Raw genomic sequence first — 24,376 nt, forward strand, 5'->3', positions numbered from 1 at the left:
ATTTTCTTTTTGATATTTTTTTTGAAAAAGATAAGTTACATAATTTTTATTCCTTCGCCTTCCAGGTATTTTGATACGGCCGCATAGGCTTCGCTCCTTGTCTTGTCGCGAACTGTCACATCATCGCACCAAAAATAGATTTTTAATTGGGTAGATTGAGAAGTGACCGTGCTTATTAAAATCTCCGGCTCTTTTTTTATTACCACATCATCAAGTGATTTTAGAATTCCGGCAATTGCTTCGCGGATATCTTTAGGAATTTTATCAACAGTAAAATTCAGTTCTACGCGGATATAATTTTCATTCAGGCTCCAGTTGATAAAATTATTAGAAAGGATGGATCCATTCGGAATGATAACTTCGGCTCCGTCGGCGGTCAGCAGCCGGCTGGAACGCATGCTGATTTGCCTCACTCTTCCTTTTTTATCTCCAATCTCTACCGTATCGCCGATGTTTAATGTTTTATCAAAAATGAGGATGATGCCCGAAACAAAATTGTTGACAATACTTTGAAGGCCAAGCCCGATGCCCACACTTAATGCGCCCAGGATAACGGTAATCTTATCAACGGCCAGTCCGCTCGCGGCAACGGCCAGTAAAAACCCACCTACAAGCAGGATGAGTTTCACAATCATCAGCCTGGAGCGCTGGCCTTTATTGTCGAAAATGGCTTCATCGCCAATATTGCCAAAGAAATAACCAATATATTTTTGGAGCAGGTGGGCAACATATAAAATAAGAACAAAAAGAATAATTCCCCCATAAGTGAATGTGAAGCTACCCAACGATCTTACCCTGTTGAGCAAACCCGAAATATGGCTCGAAATAAAATGGAAAATATTCAGGTTAGTGGCAAAAACAATAAGCCAGATGATGATAGAAATGAAGATGACAAAACGCATGATACCCGATGCAATTGCATGGTGATCGAAGCCGGAAGTGTAATCCTTTCGCATTCTACTTGCCTGAATCTGTAACAAAAATGCTTCTGTCACCGATTCAATAAAAACCAAAAGCCCAACAGTTTGAATCACGGCATAGGTGCCGGTAGAACCAAGTATCTGTGACAATGTTGTCCTGCCAAATATATTACTGACGATGGCGAGGAAATTAAAAAACGTGTATAGTGCAGCCGTTAAAAAAAGAAACCGGTGTTCTTTATATTGTTTATTAAATTGTTTCAGCAGATAAAGCCCGAGGAGCACACATAATCCGTTTAATATAAGTAGCAGCCAGCGGTTAATATATTCAGGCAGATTAAGGTATCTTGAATAAGATTGTATCAGAAAAAGAATGATAAAGGAAAGCCACGCAGAGAATAATTTTTTCTTTAACCTTCGCCAGAATGAATAAGTAAGCGTAAGCATCAGCAAAAATTCAACCGTGGCAATATAAATGAACGGCGCATCCAAATCGAACAGTGGCGCCAGGTTGAGCATTACGATAAGCGATGCAAAAACCGGTGCGGCATTCATGTAGCGAAAATGAAATGATTCCAGCGTGTCTGATTTATTAAGCTTTTCAAGACTTCTATAATTATAAAACACCCAAAAAAAGAACACCACGCCGCACAACAACAGAAGCAACAATTGATTATTGCTATTCGCAAAATAATACCGCGTAATCTTCCTTTCAGACTGAATGGATTTTTGAAACTCTGATGAGTATGCCGGCCCGATTCCGGCATTTTTAAATTCCCATAAGTAATCGCTTTCCTTTCCAAATATTCGCGGGCCTGTTGACGCCATCATGCTTTGTGTTTGCAACTGCAATTCATTGCTGGCGATTATATTGCCGGAGTTGCGCGCCTGTGTTTTACTGATAAGAAGGTAAGCAACTTTCATAAGACTGTCAGCCTTTTTCCATTTTCCCCTCAGCTGCAAAAGTTGCGGCCTGAAGGTTGCCCGAAGCGAGGAATCCCTGGCGAGCCTTCGAAACAACGTATCATTTCTAAGGCCTGTAAATTCAGATTTAATGGAATTGAAGATGCTGTCATAGTCATTCAATTCACCTGCATACACTGAGGCATTGCGGTTTACCTGTTTTAATATGATTGAAAACATCTGAAGGTTACGGATATTCAGCGTTCTCGTATCTGAATTTATCCTGTTAGAAATAATCGCAAGCACAGTATCGTCTTCAATTAAACGCCGGTTAATTTCCTGGATAGATTGAATCGGTTGCGATAGTATAGGTACTTTGTTCAACACCTGGAAAACCTTCTCAATACTCAGCAAGTAATCATTTGTGGTGGTAGTATCCTCATTGCTGAATAGCGAAAATCCGCGCCCTCCTGATGTGGCCGGAATTGAATCTGCTTTTTGTGCCGAAAGATGGAGAAAAGGAAAGATAAATACTAAAACGAGGGCAAGTCTATTCATATTTTAAATGCGTAAATTTACAAATATCAATATTTGTTCCATTATTAAGGCATGATGTGCCTGCTTCCGCCAAAATAAGAATATCAAATTCTGATGAATCACTCTATTTTTTAGAGGGTTGGCAATAAACAGAATTCAGACGATATTAACTATGTAATTGCCTGAATTTAAAAAGGAAGATGTTACTAAATTGCAAATATTAATTGAATTAAATTATTAATTTTTTATTTTGTACTACGAAACTCTGAAAACTAAATAAATGAAAAAAATAGCCCTGCAAAGTATTGCCATTGTTCTTGTATCTGGCATTTTTGTTTTTCTGGTTCCTTCCTGTAAAAAGGACCATGCTAACCCTTCTACTCCGCCCCCCGTGGATACCAGCACAGTTCCACATGGCCTGAGTGATGCAGATTCTTTAAAATACCTGATGTATAATTATATGCAGGTTACTCTTGTTGACGGAGGTCGGGATACCACTTATGATTTGCCAACTTATTATTGGTATAAAAGTGTTCCGAAATTGAATCCGTTAAGTTCGGAGTATGATTCTGCGGAAGTACTACTAAATAAAATTAAAACCTATCCTGTAAACCCTGCTACACAAAAGCTTTTCGACAAGTATAGCTTTATTGACAAAGGCGAAGTGGCGGGCGAAATTCAGCAGGGTGTTGCAGGCGATTTGGGAATGCAGGTTTCTTACGCGCGGGATAAGAGTGGTAAAACCTATCTTTTCGTTTTATTTGCTGATAAAAATTCTCCTGCGGGGCTCGCCGGCGTAAAAAGAGGCGACGAAATAACTGCGATAAACGGTAGTACGAACGTATCCTATGACGGCAGCAACGGCCCTAATGTAGCTAATGTAATGAAAGCAGTTTATGACGATGCCTCAGCTTCATTCACATTTAAACAACCCGACGGGAAATCTTTTACTACTACCCTTGCAAAGGCCGTTTATAATATCAATCCCGTTTTATTTGACACTATTTATTCAATTGGCGCCAAAAAAGTAGGCTACTTTGTTTTTAATTCTTTTGCTGCAGTTGAAAACGAAACCGGTGCTACTTTAACGAAACAGGAAATATCAAGGGTATTCAATAAATTCCAGACTTCAGGAATCTCTGACCTAATTGTAGACCTGAGATACAATGGGGGTGGTTCTGTAGGAACTGCAGAATTTTTGGATAGCCTTATCGCTCCGGCGTCAGTGAAGGGACAAGAAATGTACCACTATATTTATAATGACAAATTAACTGCAATTGCCAGCCAGGCGGGCCTTGAAGACAAAGTATTATTCAGAGGCGGAGGAAGTCTAAATCTTACTAACGTATTTTTTATTGGCGGCCAGTATACAGCTTCTGCAAGCGAGCTGACAATTAATAACCTGAAACCGTATATGAATGTAAAACTCGTTGGAGATACTACTTATGGAAAACCTGTTGGCTTTTTTAGCTTTCGGATAACTGATTATCCTAACGGAGGCACAACACAAAAATTTCTTGCTGATTTATACGCTATTAATTTTGAAACAAGAAATGCTAAAGACAAAGGCGGTTATTTTGATGGTTTGATTCCGGATAAGGTGGCTACGGATTTTATAGATGTGCCGTGGGGCGATCCCAAAGATGATAATCTCGCCAATGTTTTTAACTATATTTCCACCGGAAGCTTTAAACGGGTAACTACGGCCGAAAGAATGGCTCAAGACCAATCATTAAGATTGATAATGCCATCAACAACGGTTCCTTTACGTTTTAATGGAATGGTAGATTATCACCAGGGCAGCCGTATTAATGCAGCACTGAAGAAGTTGAGAAAAGCGAAATAATATAGCTTGCATTTTAAATTAAAATCCTTTACTAATGTTGGAAGGATTTTTTTTGGAAGATTTTTATACTGATCATTTTAGAAATACGTCTTCACAAAAAGGAGGATTCAATATCAAAATAAAAATCTTTTGTATTTGTTGCTTTACTATAAATCGTCACAAAACCGCATGCGGAAAAATATTCCGGGAACCAAAAGAATATTCGTAAATTGAATTTTATTTTCAATACACAAAATACAATGTACCGCCGCCAGTTTATACAAAACTCATTGCTTTCATTGGGAGTTGTTACATTTCGAAAGGCCGAAATTTTGAAAGTGATGCAGACTAATCCCTGGAAAATAACAATGCTCACCGATGATATAGGAATTTTTACGGAAAAGGGCGGAACTATTGCTTTTCATTACAACAAAGATGGCACCACCGTAGTAGATGCCCAATTCCCCGATTCCGCTGCTCATCTTATCAGTGAATTAAAAAAAGTTAAAGGTTATCCTTTTCGCTTATTAATCAATACACACCATCATGGCGATCATACTTCAGGAAACGTTTCTTTTAAGGGAGTGGCTGGTCGCGTTTTAGCCCATAAAAACTCGTTGGCGAATCAACAGCGGGTAGCCAAACAAAATAATAAAGAAGAACAGCAATATTATCCTACCCAGACTTTTGAAAAAGAATATAGCGAAGATATCGGTAACGAAAAAGTCAGATTGTATTACTACGGAGCAGGCCATACTGATGGAGATGCGTTCGTTCATTTTACAAAAGCAAATATTGTACATGTTGGCGATTTGGTTTTTAACCGCAGGCATCCCTTTGTTGACAGAAGCGCAGGCGCCAGCATTAAGAGCTGGATAAAAGTTTTGAATAGTGCCGTAAAAAAATTTGACAACAAAACACTTTATGTGTGTGGCCATTCAGGAGAAAATTATGATGTGAAGGGATCAAAAGACATGCTCCTTTCCTTTAGAGATTACCTTGGCAACGTGCTTCAACTTGTAGATGGCGAAATCAAGAAAGGAAAATCAAAAGAAGAAATTTTAAAAAATACTGAAATACCCGGCTCACCTGAATGGAAAGGCGAAGGAATCGAAAGGCCTCTCACTGCAGCTTATGAAGAATTAACGAATTCCTGAAATTAAAATTTAACCCTCAAAAACTTTTTATTGTTGGCAAAATGCCGATGATTTAAAAAATTACCTTAACCCATGCCAACAAAAACAACCTACACCACTTTTGATTATTTTGAATCGCTCTACAAAAAAACCAAAGAAAATACGGTAATATTAATTGAACCCGATGGCACCATTGGGGCCGTAAACTCTGCTTTCACTGAATGTTTCGGCTACGAGGAAGAGGATATCGTTGGAAAATATTCGGGAATACTTTTTACAGAAGAAGACCGAAGGCAGGGATGCCCGGAAAAAGAAATCAGGCAAACGCTGGAAACCGGCCAGTCTAATGACAATAATTTCCTGGTCAACAAGCAGGGAGAAAAAATATGGGTTTCGGGTGAATCGGTGCTGGTGACCAATGATGTGGGTAACAAAATGATACTTAAAATAGTACAGAATATTCACAAACAAAAAACCTCAGAAAACTCAGTGCTGGAGCTGCACAAGTTTAATGAAAACATCCTCGAATCTATCTCAGATATCGTTATAGTGCTGGATGAGAAATTGAATATCATAAAGGCCAATAAAGCTTATATGGATTTTTGCGAACAGAACGTGGAAGCAAAAGAAAATATTTCCTGCCTGCTCAAAGCAGCGGAAGCTAGCCAGGACTTTTATAATTTCGTATTGCAATCAGCAGAAACCCAAACAAGTTTTTCGCATAAACAAACCGAATTACAAACTACCAACGGAAAGAAAAAAACCTTTGAGGTAAGTTGTACACCACTTGATGGCCCCGGAAATAAGAAAGTGTTGGTGGTAATGCACGATGTTTCGGTTTATAAGGAACTGGAAAAAGAAAGGGAAGATATTATAGGATTTATCACGCATGAGCTAAGAAATCCTTTGGCAAATCTGATGCTGTCTAACGACCTGATGAAAGAAGCCGCAAACGGAAATGAAATTCAGTTTTTGAAGGACATGCTGGAACGGTCGGAAAAGAATGTTCAGCGGATGAATGTAATGATATCAGGGCTTTATGAATCTTCCAAAGTGCATTCAGGCTATTTTCCCCTGGATCTTTCTGAATTTATTTTTGAAGAAATGGTGGACGAAGCCATTGATACCATCCAGAGGCTTCACCCCTCTTTCAATATTTCGAAGGAAGGCGATGGCAAATTTAATGTAGTTGCTGACCGCTATCGAATCATACAGGTAATTACCAACTTCCTCAGCAACGCCATAAAATATTCGAACGGCAATAAAGATGTAAAGCTTATTATTAATCACGATAGTAAATCTGTAACAGTTTATGTAAAGGACTATGGACTGGGCATTCCACAGGATCATATTCCTTATGTTTTTGAGCGGTTCTTCAGGATGGAAACAACAAGGAAAATTGAAGGCATTGGGTTGGGGCTTTACTTGTGTAAACAAATCATCCGGGCACACAAAGGTGCTATTGGTGCTGACAGTGAAGAAGGAAAAGGCTCAGTTTTTTATTTTACTATTCCGCTGGTGGCTGCAAAAAATCAATAATTTTTTACCGTCGCTAATTTTCAAGGGTAAGGTCATATTCTTCGGAAGATTTGCTTATAGCTTTTCTTCCAACCAGTAAAAAAGAAAAGCTTGAAACAGCACATGCGCACATGATAGCCGACATAGGCATCGCGGTGCTATTATTAAATAGGCTAACCAATGCAGTAGATATTGCACCAAATCCCAATTGAATAGCGCCCATCAAGGCTGAGGCTGTGCCTGCATTGCCGGTGAAAGGCGCCAGCGAAAGCGCGGAAGAATTTGGAAACGCAAACCCCTGCGTGCTGAGAAAAATCCAGATTAAAAATATGGTGGAATACAAGCCGAGAATATGAAAATAACTGCCCGCTACCAGCGCTATTCCGGCAAGAACCTGGAAAAACAAGGTTACTCGTATAATTTGTTCGCTGCTGTATTTCCTGAGAAGAATAGTATTTACCTGGCTTGCAGATATTAATCCCATCGCGATGAATGCAAAAATCCAACCATAGTGTTTTTCAGAAACTTTATAAATTTCCATAAACACAAAAGGAGAACCTGCCACGTAAGCATACAATCCTGATGAAGCAAGAGCGCCAGCCACCGCATACGTATAAAATTGCGGAACTTTCGCCACGCTCAGAAAATCATTTGTAACCTGGCGCGGAAGTAATGAAAGGGTGTGGTTTGGTTCGCGGCCGCCTGGCAAAGTAAAATAAACCAGTGCGATAGTGACCGCGCTTATAGTAGCGAGAATAAAAAAGATAGATTGCCATCCGAACGCGGCTGTAACATATCCTCCCAAAGTTGGAGCGATTATCGGCGAAATTGCCAGCACAAGCATCAATAGAGAAAATATTTTGGCGTTTTCGTTTACCGGAAAAATGTCCCTTACCAAAGCGCGCGAAGCCACCATGCCCGCGCATGAACCCAACGCCTGCAAAAACCGTATGCCAATAAGCGCATCAGCAGAGGGCGCATAAGCACAGGCAATGGACGTTACCAGGTACACGACGAGGCCTATATATAAAGGTTTTTTTCTTCCATACTTATCCAGCAAGGGGCCATAAATCAATTGCCCTACAGAAATGCCAATAAAAAAACTTGTAATTGAAAGTGTAATATGGGCGATGGTAGTATGAAGGTCTTTAGCAATATCAGGGAATCCCGGCAGGTACATATCAATGGAAAATGCACCCATTGCCGACAGGACGCCTAATGTAAAAATAGTAAAAAACCTTTCTCTTCTTTTCATAATAACGCGCGAAGATAATTCTATGTAATATTTCCATAAAATTTTTAAACCCGGTTATTTTGGTAATTACCGGCTTGAGTTTACCTACATCGGTATCCCCAAAATGATACTGGTATGGTTGAGTTACCTTTACAAATGGTATGTTGCACAAAAAAATACAGGGGGTTTATTTGATAATGGTGCTTTTCGGTTTTATGTCCTGTGCACAACATTCCAATTCAAATATCGAAAACAAAAAATTTATGTATACGAATGAACTGATTCATGAATCAAGCCCTTACCTCTTACAACATGCGCACAACCCGGTTGATTGGTATCCATGGGGGCCGGATGCCCTTGAAAAAGCTAAGAAAGAAAATAAGATGTTGCTGATAAGTGTCGGATATGCGGCCTGCCATTGGTGCCATGTGATGGAACACGAAAGCTATGAAGACACGGCAGTGGCAAATCTTATGAATAAAAATTTTGTTTGTATAAAAGTAGACAGAGAAGAAAGGCCTGATGTGGACCAGGTATATATGAACGCCGCTTACCTGGTTAACGGTAGTGGCGGCTGGCCTTTGAACGCTTTGGCGATGCCTGATGGCAAACCTTTTTTCGCAGGTACTTATTATCCGAAAGTAACATGGATGCAGTTACTTGAGCATTTTTCAAACCTGTACAAAACTGATCCGCAAAAGTTGCAGCAACAGGCAGATTACCTGGCAAAAGGGATAAGAGATATTGAAGAAGTGCCACTAAATACAACCAGCGTTTCGTTTACAATGAAAACACTGGACGCTATATATGATCAGCTTAATAAAGTGATCGACTTACAAAAGGGCGGCACTAAAGGCGCTATGAAATTTCCGATGCCGGCAATATGGGAATATCTTTTACAATACAATCACTTAAGCGGGAACAAACCGGCAATTCATGCCGTTGAAACAACACTCACCAACATGGCTAAAGGGGGAATAAATGATCAGTTAGGCGGAGGATTTTCAAGATATGCAACTGACCCCTCATGGCACGCCCCGCACTTTGAAAAAATGCTTTATGATAATGCCCAGTTGGTAAGCCTTTACAGCCATGCATACCAGGTAACCAAAAATCCTCTTTATAAAAAAATCGTTTATGAAACCATTGGATTTATTCAACGTGAACTTACATCGCCGTCAGGCGGCTTTTATTCATCGCTTGACGCAGATAGCGAGGGCATGGAAGGGAAATATTATGTTTGGAAAAAATCAGAAATCAACGCTATTTTAGGCAAAGACGCTGGCTTGTTCAATGATTATTTTGGAATTACTGACCAGGGCAACTGGGAAAATGGTGAAAATATTTTAGATATCAATTCCGGGAGCGCAGAGGTGCAAAATAAATATGAGCTTACAGATGAACAATTATTAAAAAAAATAAACTCGTTAAATCAGATTCTGTTTCAAAAAAGAAATGAACGCGTGCGGCCGGCAACCGATGATAAAATCCTCACCTCCTGGAACGCTTTGATGGTAAAGGGGCTGACGGACGCTTACCGCGTATTTGGCGATGAGAATTTTTTTAAAATGGCAAAAACAAATATTGATTTTCTTCTAAAGAATATAGTTTTAAAAAACGGCGGCATTTATCGTAATTATAAAAATGGCAAAGCTTCCATCAATGCTTTCCTGGATGATTATGCATTCCTGATTAATGCGCTTATTAATTTTTACCAAATCAGTTTCGACGAATCTTATTTGGAAAAAGCTAATGAACTCACGCAATGTGTTCAAACGCATTTTTTTAACGAGACTACGGGAATGTATTTTTACACCGATAGCCGGCACAGCGATTTAATTGCGCGCAAAATGGAAATTGCTGATAACGTAATCCCCTCGTCTAACAGTGAAATGGCGAAAAATCTTTTACTTCTTAGTCTTTACTTCGACGATAGCAACTATGAATCTCAATCCATTCAAATGGTGAAAAATGTTTCAGACGATATTCAAAAAAATCCGGCTTATTACAGTAACTGGGCGCAGGTGATGGCTTTACAAATAAAGCCTCCGTATGAAGTGGCCATTGTTGGTAAGAAATGGAAAGAAAAACTTGCGGCATTTCAAAACTACTATTTGCCAAACGCCGTGTATCTTGGTGGAGAAAGCGAGGGAAAACTGCCGCTACTCGAAAATAAATTACTGGAAGGCAAAACCATGATTTATGTGTGCGAAAATAAAACCTGCCAGCGGCCTGTAGAACACGTCAGTGAGGCTCTGCAGCAGGTTGCCGCTAACTGATAATAAAAAATCTTCTAAAATAAAAGTTGCCATATTTGTTCATTTACTATACATGAAAAAGAAAAGCTATTCCCACGAAACTATCCTAAGCAATTTGAAAATCAATTCTCTCAATGAGATGCAATTAGCTACGCTTGATGCCATTAAAAATGAAGGAGACATTGTCCTTCTTTCTGCCACAGGCTCGGGCAAAACACTTGCTTATCTTTTGCCTATTCTTGAAAAGTTGGCGCCGTCAAATAACAACACGCAGGCGTTGATAGTAGTTCCCTCCAGGGAATTGGCTATGCAAATAGAAAATGTTTTTAAGACGATGGGTACCGGATTTAAAATCACTGCTGCCTATGGCGGCCACAAAAGAGAAATTGAAGAAAATAACCTTACACAACCCCCTGCGCTGATTGTGGGCACTCCCGGCCGGTTATGCGATCACATCCGGCGGGGAAACATCACGACAGACGATATAAAAATCCTGGTTTTAGATGAGTTTGATAAATCGCTTGAATTAGGATTTTTGGAGGAAATGGAATTTATCATCAATTCAGTAAAAAATGTTGAGAAGAAATTGCTCACTTCGGCAACGCCGGCACTGGAAATACCAGGTTTCATCGGACTGAAAAATCCATTACAGATTAATTTTTTAAAAGAGGGAGAAGAAACGGAAAGATTGGAAATAAAATCAGTATTTTCTCCCCAAAAAGATAAATCTGAGACCCTTTTTAAACTACTTTGCTATCTTGGCAATCGCTCGGCAATCTTGTTTTGCAATCATCGCGAAGCGGTGGAACGCACCAGTAAGATACTGTCTGAAAAAGGCATTCATAATGAGTTTTATCATGGTGGTATGGAGCAGCAACAAAGAGACAGCGCGCTGGCAAAATTCAGAAACGGAACTACCAACGTTTTGGTGACAACGGACCTTGCTTCGCGCGGCCTCGACATTGCAAATGTCCGTTTCATTATTCATTATCATTTGCCGCATTCTGAAGATACCTTCATCCACAGAAATGGCCGTACAGCCAGGATGGAAGCAAGCGGCACCGCTATTTTAATTATAGGCGAAGATGAAAATTTACCTTCTTATATTAATGAAAGCGTAAAAAGTATTGAGCTGCCGGAAACAGATAACCTGCCTGAAAAGCCGAAGTGGGCAACACTTTTCATTGCGGCCGGAAAAAAAGACAAGGTAAATAAGATTGACATTGTGGGCTTTTTAACCAACAAAGGAAAATTAAAAAAGGATGATATCGGTTTGATTGAAGTGAAAGACTTTTTCTCATTTGCCGGCATCAGAAAATCAAAAATGAATGCTTTAGTCAACTTAATCCAGGGTGAAAAAATTAAAAACAAAAAAGTAAAAATGCAGGTGGCGAAATAAATTTTGCACAAAAAAAAACGCATTTTTATGCCGTACGTATGGATAGCTTTTCGCCACTTAAGTATCCGGCAGGTTTCCAGTTTTTTTCTAAAAAATTTCTTCGGCAATTTCATCTTTTTAAGACACTTTGCAGAGGTTTGATTGAAATTTAAAATTTGAACTTCCATTTTTGAGGCAATTAACTAGCTTATAATTTGCTTATTATCAGTACGTTATTATCAATTAACAAAATAGTTATCCACAGAAAATATTTAATGGCATTGAAATTGCCTTTATAGGGGTAGAATTTAATCTAATTATAAAACCCTAAAAATCTACCCACAAATGAAGACAAAAACAATAGCCTTCTCGTTCATGCTCTCTTTAATAGGTTCTGCTGTTTTCGCGCAGACTGATTCAATCCCTAAAACCGATTCAATCCCTACAAAAGACTCAATTCCAAAAACGGATACGGCAAAGGTTGTAAACGCAACAGTTTTTACCACGCAGAATTCTGATCAAATAAATTTCAGATTAGGTAGCCATGCAACCGCAGCAATAGCCGATACAACTGTGCCGGATAAGACAGATACGACAAAAAAAGATAGCACGCTGGTTTCAGCTTTAAGAAATAACAGTAACCTGGTGGCTTACACTTTTGCAGCAAAGGATACAACCGTACCCACTGACTCTTCTGATACCACAAAAAAAGATAGCACCCTGGCTTCTTTGGTAAGAAGTAATGGTAACCTTGTAGCATTTGGATACGCAGTAAAAGACACTACAGAACCAACTGATACAACGGCTCCTAAAAAAGATAGTACGTTGGCCAATGTAAGGAACAACAGCAACCTGGTAGCGTTTACTTACGTAGCAAAGGACACTACTGACCCAACTGATACAAGCGCTGCACCTAAAAAGGATAGCACGCTGGCTTCCACTCTAAGAAACAACAATAGTTTGGTAGCATTCACTTATGCAGTAAGAGATACGGTTCCGACAGGTACAGATTCAACCAATGCGCCCAAGAAGGATAGTACATTGGCTTCAGGCGTAAGGAACAACAGTAATCTTGTTGCTTTTAACCTTGCAGTGAGAGACACGGTACCTACTGATTCCTCCGACACTACAAAAAAGGACAGCACTTTAGCTGTTAGTTCTCAGCAGCAATTATTTCGGCACGGCAGTGAATTGAACGCAGGTTTGAACAGCCTATTTTTCAAAAATGAATCAGAGGCAGAAATAGCTAAGAAAAATTTGGGCTAATTTATATTTTTATAAATTGCTTTAAAGGCAGCCATCCAACAACGGATGGCTGTTTTTTTTATTGGAAATAATCAACAACTTTTACTTTTTCGAACCTGCCGCGATTGTTTTTTTTGAAACTATTGCCGGCCACTTGTATTTATCAGATCTAATTACTACTTTTACTTCCACTTACCTCAGCATCCCTGCTAAAACCTCCTATTCGTACTCCAATTCCATAATTCTCCAAGCCATGAAATTTGGTTGAATTAATTTTTTATAGTTTTGTAAGCCATGAAATAATGATGAATTGCGTATGAAAATATTTTTTACTTTATTTTTTTTACTTGCTTTTCAATTTTCATCAAGCGCCCAGGCTATTCCAAATTATTTTGAATATAGCTCAATGTCGCCTCAGCAGCTTCGCGCATACAGGCAAAACCTGTGGGACACTTTACCGGCAGCAATTGGATGGGTGAACGATTTTGGCGGCCTGTTTACGGAAGATCAGGAACGGGAATTAGAAAAGACGCTGGCTCATTTTGAAAAGTCAACGAGCGTTGAAATAGCAATCGTTACTTTGGATTCCAATATGGTAGCATCAGATAAATTTAATGATTATAGTTACCGGTTAATGAAAATCTGGGGCATTGGCAAAATTTCAAAAAGCAATGGCATGTTGATTTGCATTTGTAAAGATTACAAAAAGATTTGTGTTACTACAGATTTCGGCATCGACAGGTTCATTTCTGAAAATGAAAAAAACAAGATGATCAAAAAGGATTTCATCCCCTATTTTACCAAAAACGATTATTACGAAGGCACTTCTTTCGGGCTAAATGCATTGGTGTCTAAAATCGAAAAAGGCTGGAATAAAACAAACTGACAGATTAGATTTCTTTCGCTAAATAAAAATCTTGCCTATTTATTGCTTTACTTCTTTGCGTCAAGGCGAAAAGTCTTTTTTATTGCGGTGAAAACACCTTGTGTGCTCCATTGAGTGGGCACAATCATCCTTCTGACTGTATATAGCGGTTGGGTAGAATCTCTTTTGCCGGATAAGCTGAAAGCCATTTTATATCCTGCTTTTTCCAATTCAGGAAAGGCCTGGCGATTCCATAAACCAAAAGGATACGCAAAATAAGTGGCAGGCTTTCCCGTAATCTCTTCAATTTTCTTTTTTGGCTTTATCAGTTGTTTTTCCCAATCTTCACCCTGATATTTTGTTACCATGTGATGGTCCCAGGTATGCGATTCAACCGCATTTCCATTATCAGATAGCTCTTTCAACTGGGCGGTTGTCATGTACCGCGGCCGGTTGATGGAAACCGTCATTACAAAAAACACACCTTTAAAACCATACTTTTTCATTTCCTGCCAGGCAACGGAAAATTGCTCCTCATCCGTATCGTCAAAAGTCAGCATAATTGGCTTTGCAGGGAGCGGTCCGTTGTGTGCCAGATAATTATATAATTGATCAGGTAAAATAGTTTGATAGCCGCTGTCCTTTAGCGCTTTCATGAATAGCGCGAATTGGGCCGGCGAAACTGAGTAGCTTTTAAAAGTTTCGCTTTGTCCGGGCCTGGCTTCCCGTATATGGTGATAGCACAATACCGGCACTTCCCTTTTTGCAAGAATAGTAGCCGCATTAGCTATAGTGGTTACGGAATCCTGCACGCTTACTGCTTCCGGAAGATTATTGTCTTTTTGTTTTACAAATGAATTATCAGTTTTGGAACTGGCTGATGAGCATGCATTTAAAACAAATGCGCAAAGCATAATAAAAACAAAATTTGTTTTCATATTGAACAATAAAAGTTATTGGTACTGAATGTATATAGGTTTAGGAGTAAATCTCAACAGTTCCTGTGGAGTATAAAGCTGGTCAGCGCCTTTTTTTGTATCGTTCTTATAAAACAATTTAAAGCCGGTAAATTCCACGGGCTCTGCATAGATGTATCTCAGATAAGTAGACCGCTTGAGGATTTTATCGCCCCATCCATCCATGTCCATCACTATCTGCACCTCGGGCACCTTTTTGATTTGTTTATAATTGGTAAGCATGCCTTGGGTAAATCTGTGAACAATTAAGATTTTAGGGGGAAGATTATATTTTTTAACATAGGACGCTAGGTCATCAATTACGGCATTTATATCCCTGGCGTCAAAAGTTCCAATTTTCTTTCCGGGGACTGCACCGGTTTTCATTGAAAACTCAGGATCAATTCCCAGGTGCACCTGGGGATATTGAAGGTATTTTTCCAGTTGCGGCACTTCACTTTCTACAGAGCTCATACCTACCTGGATATCTAAAAATACCAGCGCATCTATTTCCTTAGCCCAATTCATAATCGTGTCTATTTGGCTAAAAGGCATCCTCATTCTGTGTTTACCGTCTTTCCCGGGTGAGCCCTGGGCTGTGACGGCAATGTAATGCAATGCAGGAATAACCGGTATGGAAGAATCAGCGCTTTGCCAATATTTTACTTCATGCTTTAGCTTACTCAACATTTCATTTTTGGGTAGCTCGCCGAGTATTCCCATTTTTTTTGAATAAAGATTGCCATAAAAAGCCACTATCCGATGAAACGGCAAAACAGCTCCAGCCAGGGGATAAGGCATTTTTACCGGCCATTTGCCGGTGGTGTCATTATTGGCCAGGTTGAGCTGCAGTTTGTTGAACAAAGCGGTATCTAATGCTTTCTTTTCAGGAACTTTTTCCGGTGTAGCTGCCTGGCTTTTTGAGACAGAATCTTTTAAAGCTGCATCCGGAGCAGATTGACTGCTGTAACAACCAGTACTACAAATAAAAAATACAGAAATAAACAGTAAAATAACCGTAGAAAGTTTGGGGTGCCTCATAGGGTGCGAAGATATTTCAAATTTCAGATCAGGTGAATGTAATTATATAAAATAATTATAAAAAACGTAAGCAGCTATTATTTATTTCATTCAACCTGAACTTTATCTCAGGAGTGTATATAATCATGCAGGTGATTAATGGTTTGTTGCTGAAAACGGATAGTCTCAGTCACCACATCACTTATTGAAATAATACCGGCAAGATCAGCTTCTTTAAAAACGGGAAGATAACGGATGTTGTTTTTGGTAAGCAGTTCCATGCAATATTCAACAGTGTCGCCCGGCTCTAAGAGCGGAAAATCGGTCATCATAATTTCTCTGACCTTTGTATCGGTAGAATTCTTTCCTTTCAGAACCACCTTTCTTGAGTAATCTCTTTCTGTAATAATCCCTACAAATTTTCCATTCTCTTTTACTACTACTGATCCGATATTGTTTTCAGCCATTACCCGCAATGCATCGATTACGGAAGTTTCGGGTGCCACTGAAATGGCTTTGCTTCCCTTGCGGGCAAGGATGTCGCTTATCTTACTCATGTTACAAAAATTTAGAAAAAGGAAATTACGAAAAAAAATAACAAAAAAATCAAAATATGAAAATCTGTGCCTTTTTCATTTTTATTAAGCTCTTTGTAACCCTTTAAAAACAGGCATTTTGTTATATTTGCAGATGAATTTTACCGATAAACCAACCATTCGGATAGCCATATTAGATCTGTATGATGGATTTGAAAATCAGGGCATGCGTGGATTAAGAGAAATTTTAAATAGCTTTTCCAAATCGAATAATCTTCATCTTGATATACGCGAATTTGATGTAAGGCAAAAAAAAGAATTACCCGATACATCCTGGGATATTTATCTAAGCAGCGGCGGCCCGGGAAGCCCGTTGGAAAGCGAGGGCCAGCAATGGGATACATTATATTTCCGGTGGCTTCATGAAATAGAAAAATGGAACAATAATCCCGCAACGGTTTCTAAAAAATATGTTTTTTTTATTTGCCATTCTTTCCAGCTTGCCTGCAGGTATTTCAGGGTAGCAAAAATTACAAAAAGAAAATCCACTTCCTTTGGCGTGCTGCCGGTTCATTTGCTGGAGGATGGAAAAACGGAGCCCGTATTTGAAAATATGCCTGATCCGTTTTATGCCGTTGACAGCCGCGACTACCAGGTAATTCAGCCTGATCAAAAAAGAATTAAAGAATCCGGCGCTAAAATATTGTGCATCGAAAAAGAAAGAAAGCATGTTCCGTTTGAAAGAGCAGTGATGGGCATACGGTTTAATGAATATTTTATTGGCACGCAATTTCATCCCGAGGCAGATGCCCTGGGTATGCAAAAACATTTGCAAACCGGGGAAAAAAAGAAAACCGTAATCGAAAATCACGGCGAGGCCAAATGGCTGTCCATGATGGAAAGGCTAAATGATCCGGATAAAATTGTGTGGACTCACGATCATGTCATTCCCAACTTTTTGAAATTAGCGGCAGGCCAGGTAATTATGAATAGCAGGCCTGTAGCGGTTTAGAAAAGATTTTCCAGCGACCGAAAGATTAATAAGAAAATAATGATTGCCGACATACGAAATCAATTCAACAAAAATTTTACCGGAGAAAAATATAAAGCTTTCCTGGATGATTTAAATAGCAAACATCCCTGCGCCATCGATTTCCGCGTGGCTGAGACGCCCGTCTTTATCCCAAAAGAATTTACGGGCAAAATGCTGGATGCCTGCGAAGCAATTGTTGATGTAATTCTTGACCCCGGTTTTAAAGAAAAAACCCAACGTGCCGTTCCCGGAGATCAAAACGTATCTCATGAAGACGCACACACCAACTTTATTGCGTTCGATTTTGGTATTTGTGAAAGTGAAAATGGAGACCTGGAACCGCAGCTCATTGAAATGCAAGGCTTCCCTACCCTTTTCGGTTTCCAGCCGTATTATGAAGAAACCATTCTAAAACATTTTGATATCCCCGCTAATTTTACTCCTTATTTAAGGGGCTATGATAAAGATTCCTATCTGCAGCTTTTTAAAGAAATAGTAGTAAATGGATACGCAGCCGAAAATGTAATTCTTTTGGAAATAAAGCCCCATCAGCAAAAGACACGGATTGATTTTTATTGCACACAGGATTATCTTGGCATTCCGATAGTTTGCCTCACCGAATTAAGACAGGAAGGCAAAAAATTATTTTATGAAAAAAACGGTAAAAAAATTGACGTAAAGAGAATTTACAACCGGGTAATATTTGATGAATTATCGCAGGTGAAACACTCATTAGGCGATGTAGTGGATATCACGCAGGAACTTGATGTAGAGTGGGCACCGCATCCAAACTGGTTTTACCGCATCAGCAAATTTACCTTGCCCATGATACAACATCCCTATGTGCCGCCCACATTTTATTTGAATGAATTAGAAAAAATTCCCGGCGACCTGGAAAATTATGTATTGAAGCCACTGTTCTCTTTTGCGGGACAGGGAGTGGTAATAGATTTATCAAAAGATGATCTGTCAAAAATTGAAGATCGTTCAAATTGGATTTTACAAAAAAAAGTAAAATATGCAGAGGTCATCAAAACTCCCGGCACTCCTTCAAAGGCAGAAATCAGAATTTTTTATTTTTGGAAAAATGGCGATGAGCGGCCTGTTGCTGTTAACAACCTGGCAAGGTTAAGTAAAGGAAAAATGATTGGCGTAAGATACAACAAGGATAAAGACTGGGTAGGCGGCAGCGTGGCTTTTTTTGAAAAATAAAATTATCAGTTATTTATTTGTTTACTGATTTTTATCGCATTTTGATAACAATCTTTGCCTGGCTAAAAATTTTCAGATACATGTTTAATGGAAAAAAAATTGTAGTAGTACTTCCGGCGTACAACGCTGCATTAACGATGGAGAAAACGATTGCTGAAATACCTATGGATATCGTGGATGAGTTGGTTTTTGTTGATGACAACAGCACTGATAATTCTATAGAAGTGGCTGAGAAGCTTGGTATCAAAAATATTGTGAAGCATACCCAAAACAGGGGTTACGGTGGCAATCAAAAAAGCTGCTATGATAAAGCAATGGAATTGAACGCAGACATTATTATAATGCTTCATCCCGATTATCAATATACGCCAAAGCTGCTACTACCAATGATTTCAGTGATTGGCAACGATGTGTATAAAGTTGTGTTTGGTAGCCGCATTTTGGGAAAAGGAGCGCTTAAAGGTGGAATGCCTTTTTATAAATATGTGGCAAACCGCGCGCTCACTTTTTTTCAAAATACATTGATGAATCAAAAACTGTCCGAATATCATACAGGATACAGGGCCTATCACAGGGAGGTGCTTGAGAAAATTAATTATCATCAAAATTCTGATGATTTTATTTTTGATAATGAAATGGTAGCGCAGATTTTTTACAATGGGTTTGAAATTGCCGAAATCACCTGCCCTACCAAATATTTTGAAGAAGCTTCCTCAATAAATTTAAGCAGAAGCATCACTTATGGATTAGGCGTAATAAAAGTTTCATTTCTTTACTTTTTAACTAAACTCAGGATTTATAAATGGAAATTGCTAACTCGATAAACAGGAAGCAAAGCAATCTTTACCTTGGTATTATCATTTTATCAGGAATTTTATTTTTCATTCCTTTTCTGGGCAGAGTCCATCTTTTTGATTGGGACGAAATTAATTTTGCTGAGTCTGCAAGGGAGATGATCGTAACCGGCAATTACCACCGTGTTCAAATCAATTTTCAACCCTTCTGGGAAAAGCCGCCCTTCTTTTTCTGGCTGCAGGCAGGCGCAATGAAAGTGTTTGGTGTGAATGAATTCGCAGCCAGGTTTCCTAATGCCATTTTTGGAATTATAACGCTGGTCACATTTTTTCTGATTGGGAAAAAATATAAATCGCCACGCTTTGGCTTCATCTGGGCCATAAGTTATCTCGGCACTTTTCTTCCGCATTTGTATTTTAAATCAGGCATTATTGATCCGGTGTTTAATTATTTCATTTTCCTGGGCGTCTATTTTATGTACCTGGATTTGTCCGGAAAATATTATGTCAATAAATACCTGTATGTTGCGCTGGCAGGGCTTTTTATCGGCCTGGCCACCTTAACAAAAGGGCCGGTGGGCTTATTGGTTTTTTTGATTTCTTTTTTCATCTATTTTCTTTTCACCAGGTTTAAAAATTTTCCCAACATCAAAAAAATTATCGTCTTCATTTTCTTTTTTACGCTTATTTGCCTGCTCTGGTTTGGCGAAGAAATCATGGAGCATGGCTTTTGGTTTTTGAAAGAATTTCTTGCCTACCAGGTCGATCTTTTCCTGCACCCCGTTGCCAGCCATGGCGAGCCTTTTTATTATCATTTTGTGGTAGTATTTATTGGATGCTTTCCTATTTCGATTATTGCATTGCCTGTTATGTTTGGAAAAAAGGTGGATGTTACAAAAGAATTTTCCAGGTTAATGAAAATTCTTTTCTGGACAGTGATGATTTTATTTTCCATCACCACAACAAAGATTGTTCATTATTCTTCGCTCACTTACATGCCACTTTCGTTTATGGCTACCTGTTATCTTGACTGGCTGATAGTAAACCGGCAAAAAATGAAGATTTCTCTTTTGGTTTTAATTGGGCTGATGGGATTTGTATTTTCATTTTTGCTCGCAGCGCTTCCTTACGTGGCAAATCATCACGAATTAATTTTACCTTATTTAAAAGATCCTTTTGCCAGAGCGAGCCTCGATGTAAATGTACACTGGAGCGGCTTTGAGAGCTATATCGGCATTCTTTATTTCATAATTGTTTTGTTAGCTGTATTTCTTTTTACAAAAAAGCAAAATTGGAAAGCGCTTCTTTTTCTCTTTTATTCCACGGCGGTTTGCCTGTTTATTTATCTGCTAGCAGTGGTTCCAAAAATTGAAAAATATTCCCAGGGTCCCGCCATTGAATTTTATAAAACCTTGCAGGGAAAAGATGTGTATGTATGGCCAATTGGGTTTAAAAGTTACGCTCAATATTTTTATGCAAAAAAACCGGCATCACCTGTATATGGCGAAAAGGATGAAAAATTTTTATTGCAGGGCAACATCCAAAAGCCGGCTTATTTTGTGGTGAAAATCACTAACACCGGTTTTGATTCTACGTGCAATAATTGTACATTAATAAAGCAGGAAGGCGGTTTTAAATTTTATGAAAGAGCCCCGGCTGATATTGACAAAAAATAAAATCGGCAAGTTAAAACTGCAATTAAAAATTTTACCTTACGAATTCGGGAAAAAGGTGCCGGAAAAGGAACCCGTTTAGCAACTCCATGACAATTCTATGATAATTCTTAGCAGATTCCATAGCACATTTGCAGCAATACAAAAATGGGTAAAAAATCACTACATATTATTCTTTTGCTTTTCTTTTTTCCTACGGTAATTTTTGCTCAAAAACACAGCAAAGATTCGGTGCCCAAAGTATTGGATGAAGTAATAGTCACGGCCACGAGAACCGAAAATAAAGTATCAAATATTCCTTTGCCGGTTGAAGTGATCTCAGCTAAAAATATTCTGCGTTCGGGTTCTCAAAAATTGTTGGATATCCTGCAGATGCAAACGGGCCTCGTGGTGGCCAATAATCCTTTGGGAACTTCACTGCAGGGATATCCGAATCCCTTTGGCGAAGGAATCCAGATGCAGGGATTAGACCCTGCTTATACCTTAATCCTTGTAGATGGAGAGCCGCTCGTTGGCCGCAATGCCGGTATACTCAACCTTGGAAGAATTGCGATTGGAAATATCAAACAAATAGAAATCATTAAAGGGCCTGCTACCTGCCTTTATGGATCTGACGCCCTGGCCGGGGTGATAAATATTATTACCGAATCGCCTTTGGAAAACTCGGTACGGTTTCAAACTCACTACGGAACTAACAATACATTAGGACTGACAGGCGCCGTATCCATCCTGCACAACAAAACTTCAGTAGAGCTTTTCGCCAACCGGTATAGCAGTGATGGCTATGACCTTGACAAAAATATTTATGGCAAAACGATTGACCCTTTCAGGGATTATTCCGGCAATGCCAAAGTAAAATTTCAATTGAATGAAAAGTCAGATTTGACCGTTTCAGCAAGATATTTTTCCGAAACACAATTCAATAATTACCTTATTTACCCGCAAGACCATCCTGAAGTGGTGAAGGGGACTACCAGGGAAACGGATGGAAGTTTATTTGTAAAATTCAATCATAAGGTCAACAATAAAGTTGCTTATTACGCATCGGTATATTCAACTTACTATCATAACAATGCTGCGGTTTTTTTAGAAAAAAATGATTCATTTTATGAACGGATAGAACTCACCGATTTTCTATTACGCCCAGAAATCCAGGTGAGCATCGGCAAAAATCCTTCTTCCTTATTTACTACCGGCGCAGGATACAATATTGAGAAATTAACTTCAACAAGGTATAGTTCGGTGAACAAATTAAATTCAGGATATGTGTTTGTTCAAAAACAATTGTTGCTAAACAGTAAAACCAATATCATCGCGGGCGCCCGGTACGATAAAAATTCTTTGTATCCGGCACAACTGAGTCCTAAGATAGCAATGGCTTACAAACCTGTGCCAAATTTTATTTTTAAAGGCAGCATCGGTGCGGGATTTAAGGCGCCTGACTTCAGGCAGCAATTTTTAAATTTTTCAAATTCATTGATTGGCTATACTATTTTGGGTGCAAAAGAACTGGCGCACGGATTACAAGTGATGCAAAATGCCGGTGAAATTGCACCATCTGTTGATATCAAGCCGTATCTGCATCCAAACGATCTTGACCCCGAAAAATCGATTGGCATCAACCTGGGATTTGATTATACCCTTCATGATAATACCGTTTTCAAGCTCAACGTTTTCAGAAATGATATCAGCAACCTGATTGAAAGCTACAATTTGCCCTTTAACAAAACCAATAACCAATCCATCTATTCTTATAAAAACCTCAACAGGGTTTTCACGGAAGGATTGGAGGCCGGTCTTACCAATAATTTCAATTCCAATTTTTCAATTTTTGCCGGATACCAGTTTCTTATCGCAAAGGATAAGGATGTTATAAAGAACATTAAAGAAGGCAAATTGTACAAGCGCGATCCGGTAACCTATGAAACCAACCTTGTGAGTCTTTCTGAATACAAAGGCTTATACAACCGGAGCCGCCACAATGCCAATCTCCGTTTTCAGTACAACAATGTATCGCACAGGGCAAGTGCATTTATCACCGCAAAATATCATGGCGACTATGGATACAGCGGTCTTAACGGATTTCAAAACGGAAGCGGCGTGTATGACGACGACCGCGAAACGGTAAAAGGATTTGTTCTTTTAAATACCACGCTTTCAAAAAAGATAGGGAAAGATTGGGAAGTGCAGGGCGGCGTTGAAAACATATTGAATTACAGAAACAAAACATTAATGCCGAATATTTACGGCAGAACTTTTTTTATCAACTTAATTTTTAAACCCGAAAAAATAAAACAACAATGAAAATAACCAATGTAAAGTTAGCCTTATTGACCTCTGCAATTGTAGTGACGGGAACGATGTCATGTACAAAAGATAACGGCAACGATTCCAAACCCACCATTTCATCATTTGCGCCCACAACGGTTTTTTCAGGAGATAGTGTCACTATTACCGGAACCAATTTTACAGGAGCCACTGCTGTAAGCTTTGGCGGCGAAGACGCTTCCTGGTTTGAAGTGGCTAATGCTACTACAATTAAAGCGGTAGTTGGCTCAGGAGCAAGCGGAGAGGTAAAGGTGACAACACCTATGGGGTCTGCGAAATTGGGAGGATTTACGCTTACGCCTTCAGCTCCTGCTATTAACGTAGTAGATTCAATTGAGATTCCGTTTACTTCCGATTCTTATACGCTCTACAGCTTTAAAGACAGTACAGTAATTGCTAACACCGATTCCGCTACCAGCAAATGGGATTTCGGAATCCGGTTTGTAAACATCATTACAAACAGCCACGCCAGTGGGCCTGGAAATGGGGGTTCTATTACACAGCAAGGCGTATATGCTAATTACACAATGGCGCCTGCAAGCGGATATGCCTATGATACAACAAAATCGACGCTGGGTATAGATGCTGGCTTAACTTCCGGATGGTATACATATAATCCCACTACTCATGCATTTAGTCCGAAGGCCGGTCAGTTCTTTGTTTTCCGCACTGCGGATGGTCATTATGTAAAAATGGAAATTATTTCTGTAAATTATGCGGGTTATAACCCACCAAATCCGACTCCAACCACATTAATATACAAGTTCCGCTATAGCTACCAGGCTGATGGCTCAAGGAACTTTTAAAGAAATTAACTAAAATATAAAAGGTGACACTTTTCAAAAAGGTTTCACCTTTTATATTTTCTAGCAAAAAAATGTATGTTATTTGCCCGTTTACTGGTAGTGTATTTAGTTAATCCTTAATAACCCAAGTAATCCACAAATAGGAAAGGTTTGGGGATAAAAAGGCCAGATAAATTTTGCAGAAGAAATGAAATTTGTA

Annotated in this window: 18 protein-coding genes; 13 read left to right on the forward strand and 5 right to left on the reverse strand. The window is 39.1% G+C overall.

Features of this window, described 5'->3' with window-relative positions:
- Positions 1-35: 35 nt before the first annotated feature.
- On the reverse strand, positions 36-2,381 hold the full coding sequence (locus EFY79_RS12750; RefSeq protein ID WP_123121092.1) for a mechanosensitive ion channel family protein: 2,346 nt from the start codon (positions 2,379-2,381) through the stop codon (positions 36-38).
- Positions 2,382-2,640: 259 nt separating this feature from the next.
- Here EFY79_RS12750 and EFY79_RS12755 point away from each other — a divergent pair, with 259 nt between their 5' ends.
- The 3 genes from EFY79_RS12755 (at position 2,641) to EFY79_RS12765 (ending at position 6,860) form a co-directional block, all read left to right on the forward strand.
- Entirely contained in the window at positions 2,641-4,206 is a 1,566-nt protein-coding gene (locus EFY79_RS12755; RefSeq protein ID WP_123121093.1) for a S41 family peptidase, read from the forward strand.
- Positions 4,207-4,526: 320 nt separating this feature from the next.
- On the forward strand, positions 4,527-5,342 hold the full coding sequence (locus EFY79_RS12760) for an MBL fold metallo-hydrolase (protein WP_199727524.1): 816 nt from the start codon (positions 4,527-4,529) through the stop codon (positions 5,340-5,342).
- Between the two features lie 72 nt (positions 5,343-5,414).
- The gene (locus EFY79_RS12765) at positions 5,415-6,860 is read left to right on the forward strand and encodes a sensor histidine kinase (protein ID WP_123121095.1); all 1,446 of its coding nucleotides are present in this window, start codon (positions 5,415-5,417) and stop codon (positions 6,858-6,860) included.
- 13 nt (positions 6,861-6,873) lie between these two features.
- On the opposite strand, the gene EFY79_RS12770 is transcribed toward EFY79_RS12765, so the two are convergent.
- A complete protein-coding gene (locus EFY79_RS12770; protein ID WP_123121096.1) occupies positions 6,874-8,094 on the reverse strand; it encodes a multidrug effflux MFS transporter in 1,221 nt (406 codons plus the stop codon).
- Positions 8,095-8,336: 242 nt separating this feature from the next.
- On the opposite strand from EFY79_RS12770, the gene EFY79_RS12775 reads away from it, so the two are divergent.
- From EFY79_RS12775 to EFY79_RS12790, 4 genes are all read left to right on the forward strand, one after another.
- Positions 8,337-10,352, forward strand: coding sequence for a thioredoxin domain-containing protein (locus EFY79_RS12775; protein ID WP_123121129.1), 2,016 nt, complete (start codon positions 8,337-8,339; stop codon positions 10,350-10,352).
- 52 nt (positions 10,353-10,404) lie between these two features.
- The gene (locus EFY79_RS12780) at positions 10,405-11,730 is read left to right on the forward strand and encodes a DEAD/DEAH box helicase (protein ID WP_123121097.1); all 1,326 of its coding nucleotides are present in this window, start codon (positions 10,405-10,407) and stop codon (positions 11,728-11,730) included.
- Between the two features lie 324 nt (positions 11,731-12,054).
- Positions 12,055-12,975, forward strand: a complete 921-nt coding sequence (locus EFY79_RS12785) for a hypothetical protein (RefSeq protein ID WP_148041917.1) — start codon at positions 12,055-12,057, stop codon at positions 12,973-12,975.
- A 295-nt stretch (positions 12,976-13,270) separates the two neighbouring features.
- Entirely contained in the window at positions 13,271-13,840 is a 570-nt protein-coding gene (locus EFY79_RS12790; protein WP_123121099.1) for a TPM domain-containing protein, read from the forward strand.
- A gap of 47 nt (positions 13,841-13,887) precedes the next feature.
- Here EFY79_RS12790 and EFY79_RS12795 read toward each other — a convergent pair whose 3' ends face one another.
- The 3 genes from EFY79_RS12795 to EFY79_RS12805 form a co-directional block, all read right to left on the reverse strand.
- On the reverse strand, positions 13,888-14,757 hold the full coding sequence (locus EFY79_RS12795; protein ID WP_123121100.1) for a polysaccharide deacetylase family protein: 870 nt from the start codon (positions 14,755-14,757) through the stop codon (positions 13,888-13,890).
- Positions 14,758-14,772: 15 nt separating this feature from the next.
- Positions 14,773-15,816 carry a hypothetical protein gene (locus tag EFY79_RS12800; RefSeq protein ID WP_123121101.1) on the reverse strand — a complete coding sequence of 348 codons (1,044 nt, stop codon included), beginning with the start codon at positions 15,814-15,816 and terminating at the stop codon, positions 14,773-14,775.
- A gap of 107 nt (positions 15,817-15,923) precedes the next feature.
- Positions 15,924-16,352 carry a CBS domain-containing protein gene (locus EFY79_RS12805; RefSeq protein WP_123121102.1) on the reverse strand — a complete coding sequence of 143 codons (429 nt, stop codon included), beginning with the start codon at positions 16,350-16,352 and terminating at the stop codon, positions 15,924-15,926.
- Between the two features lie 118 nt (positions 16,353-16,470).
- On the opposite strand from EFY79_RS12805, the gene EFY79_RS12810 reads away from it, so the two are divergent.
- The 6 genes from EFY79_RS12810 to EFY79_RS12835 all read left to right on the forward strand — a co-directional run bounded on the left by EFY79_RS12810 (position 16,471) and on the right by EFY79_RS12835 (position 24,177).
- Complete coding sequence (locus EFY79_RS12810) at positions 16,471-17,343, forward strand: type 1 glutamine amidotransferase (protein ID WP_233577997.1); 873 nt, start codon at positions 16,471-16,473, stop codon at positions 17,341-17,343.
- A 39-nt stretch (positions 17,344-17,382) separates the two neighbouring features.
- Positions 17,383-18,576 (forward strand): hypothetical protein, encoded by a 1,194-nt coding sequence (locus EFY79_RS12815; protein WP_123121104.1) that lies wholly within the window; start codon positions 17,383-17,385, stop codon positions 18,574-18,576.
- Positions 18,577-18,656: 80 nt separating this feature from the next.
- Positions 18,657-19,400, forward strand: coding sequence for a glycosyltransferase family 2 protein (locus EFY79_RS12820; protein WP_123121130.1), 744 nt, complete (start codon positions 18,657-18,659; stop codon positions 19,398-19,400).
- Positions 19,379-21,046: an ArnT family glycosyltransferase gene (locus tag EFY79_RS12825; RefSeq protein WP_123121105.1), complete on the forward strand. Its 1,668-nt coding sequence runs from the start codon at positions 19,379-19,381 to the stop codon at positions 21,044-21,046. The genes EFY79_RS12820 and EFY79_RS12825 overlap by 22 nt, the downstream gene beginning before the upstream one ends.
- A 144-nt stretch (positions 21,047-21,190) precedes the next feature.
- On the forward strand, positions 21,191-23,347 hold the full coding sequence (locus EFY79_RS12830) for a TonB-dependent receptor plug domain-containing protein (RefSeq protein ID WP_123121106.1): 2,157 nt from the start codon (positions 21,191-21,193) through the stop codon (positions 23,345-23,347).
- Positions 23,344-24,177, forward strand: a complete 834-nt coding sequence (locus tag EFY79_RS12835; RefSeq protein ID WP_123121107.1) for an IPT/TIG domain-containing protein — start codon at positions 23,344-23,346, stop codon at positions 24,175-24,177. The genes EFY79_RS12830 and EFY79_RS12835 overlap by 4 nt, the downstream gene beginning before the upstream one ends.
- Positions 24,178-24,376 lie beyond the last annotated feature (199 nt).

The organism is Hanamia caeni (assembly GCF_003721595.1).
Taxonomy (GTDB): Bacteria; Bacteroidota; Bacteroidia; order Chitinophagales; family Chitinophagaceae; genus Ginsengibacter; species Ginsengibacter caeni.

Bases quoted from the DNA above. Each gene is read 5' to 3' on its own strand.
- EFY79_RS12750 (WP_123121092.1), bottom strand. From the start codon at position 2,381: ATGAATAGACTTGCCCTCGTTTTAGTATTTATCTTTCCTTTTCTCCAT.
- EFY79_RS12800 (WP_123121101.1), bottom strand. From the start codon at position 15,816: ATGAGGCACCCCAAACTTTCTACGGTTATTTTACTGTTTATTTCTGTA.
- EFY79_RS12790 (WP_123121099.1), top strand. From the start codon at position 13,271: ATGAAAATATTTTTTACTTTATTTTTTTTACTTGCTTTTCAATTTTCA.
- EFY79_RS12760 (WP_199727524.1), top strand. From the start codon at position 4,527: ATGCAGACTAATCCCTGGAAAATAACAATGCTCACCGATGATATAGGA.
- EFY79_RS12770 (WP_123121096.1), bottom strand. From the start codon at position 8,094: ATGAAAAGAAGAGAAAGGTTTTTTACTATTTTTACATTAGGCGTCCTG.
- EFY79_RS12805 (WP_123121102.1), bottom strand. From the start codon at position 16,352: ATGAGTAAGATAAGCGACATCCTTGCCCGCAAGGGAAGCAAAGCCATT.
- EFY79_RS12815 (WP_123121104.1), top strand. From the start codon at position 17,383: ATGATTGCCGACATACGAAATCAATTCAACAAAAATTTTACCGGAGAA.
- EFY79_RS12835 (WP_123121107.1), top strand. From the start codon at position 23,344: ATGAAAATAACCAATGTAAAGTTAGCCTTATTGACCTCTGCAATTGTA.
- EFY79_RS12780 (WP_123121097.1), top strand. From the start codon at position 10,405: ATGAAAAAGAAAAGCTATTCCCACGAAACTATCCTAAGCAATTTGAAA.
- EFY79_RS12785 (WP_148041917.1), top strand. From the start codon at position 12,055: ATGAAGACAAAAACAATAGCCTTCTCGTTCATGCTCTCTTTAATAGGT.
- EFY79_RS12775 (WP_123121129.1), top strand. From the start codon at position 8,337: ATGTATACGAATGAACTGATTCATGAATCAAGCCCTTACCTCTTACAA.
- EFY79_RS12820 (WP_123121130.1), top strand. From the start codon at position 18,657: ATGTTTAATGGAAAAAAAATTGTAGTAGTACTTCCGGCGTACAACGCT.
- EFY79_RS12825 (WP_123121105.1), top strand. From the start codon at position 19,379: ATGGAAATTGCTAACTCGATAAACAGGAAGCAAAGCAATCTTTACCTT.
- EFY79_RS12795 (WP_123121100.1), bottom strand. From the start codon at position 14,757: ATGAAAACAAATTTTGTTTTTATTATGCTTTGCGCATTTGTTTTAAAT.
- EFY79_RS12765 (WP_123121095.1), top strand. From the start codon at position 5,415: ATGCCAACAAAAACAACCTACACCACTTTTGATTATTTTGAATCGCTC.
- EFY79_RS12830 (WP_123121106.1), top strand. From the start codon at position 21,191: ATGGGTAAAAAATCACTACATATTATTCTTTTGCTTTTCTTTTTTCCT.
- EFY79_RS12755 (WP_123121093.1), top strand. From the start codon at position 2,641: ATGAAAAAAATAGCCCTGCAAAGTATTGCCATTGTTCTTGTATCTGGC.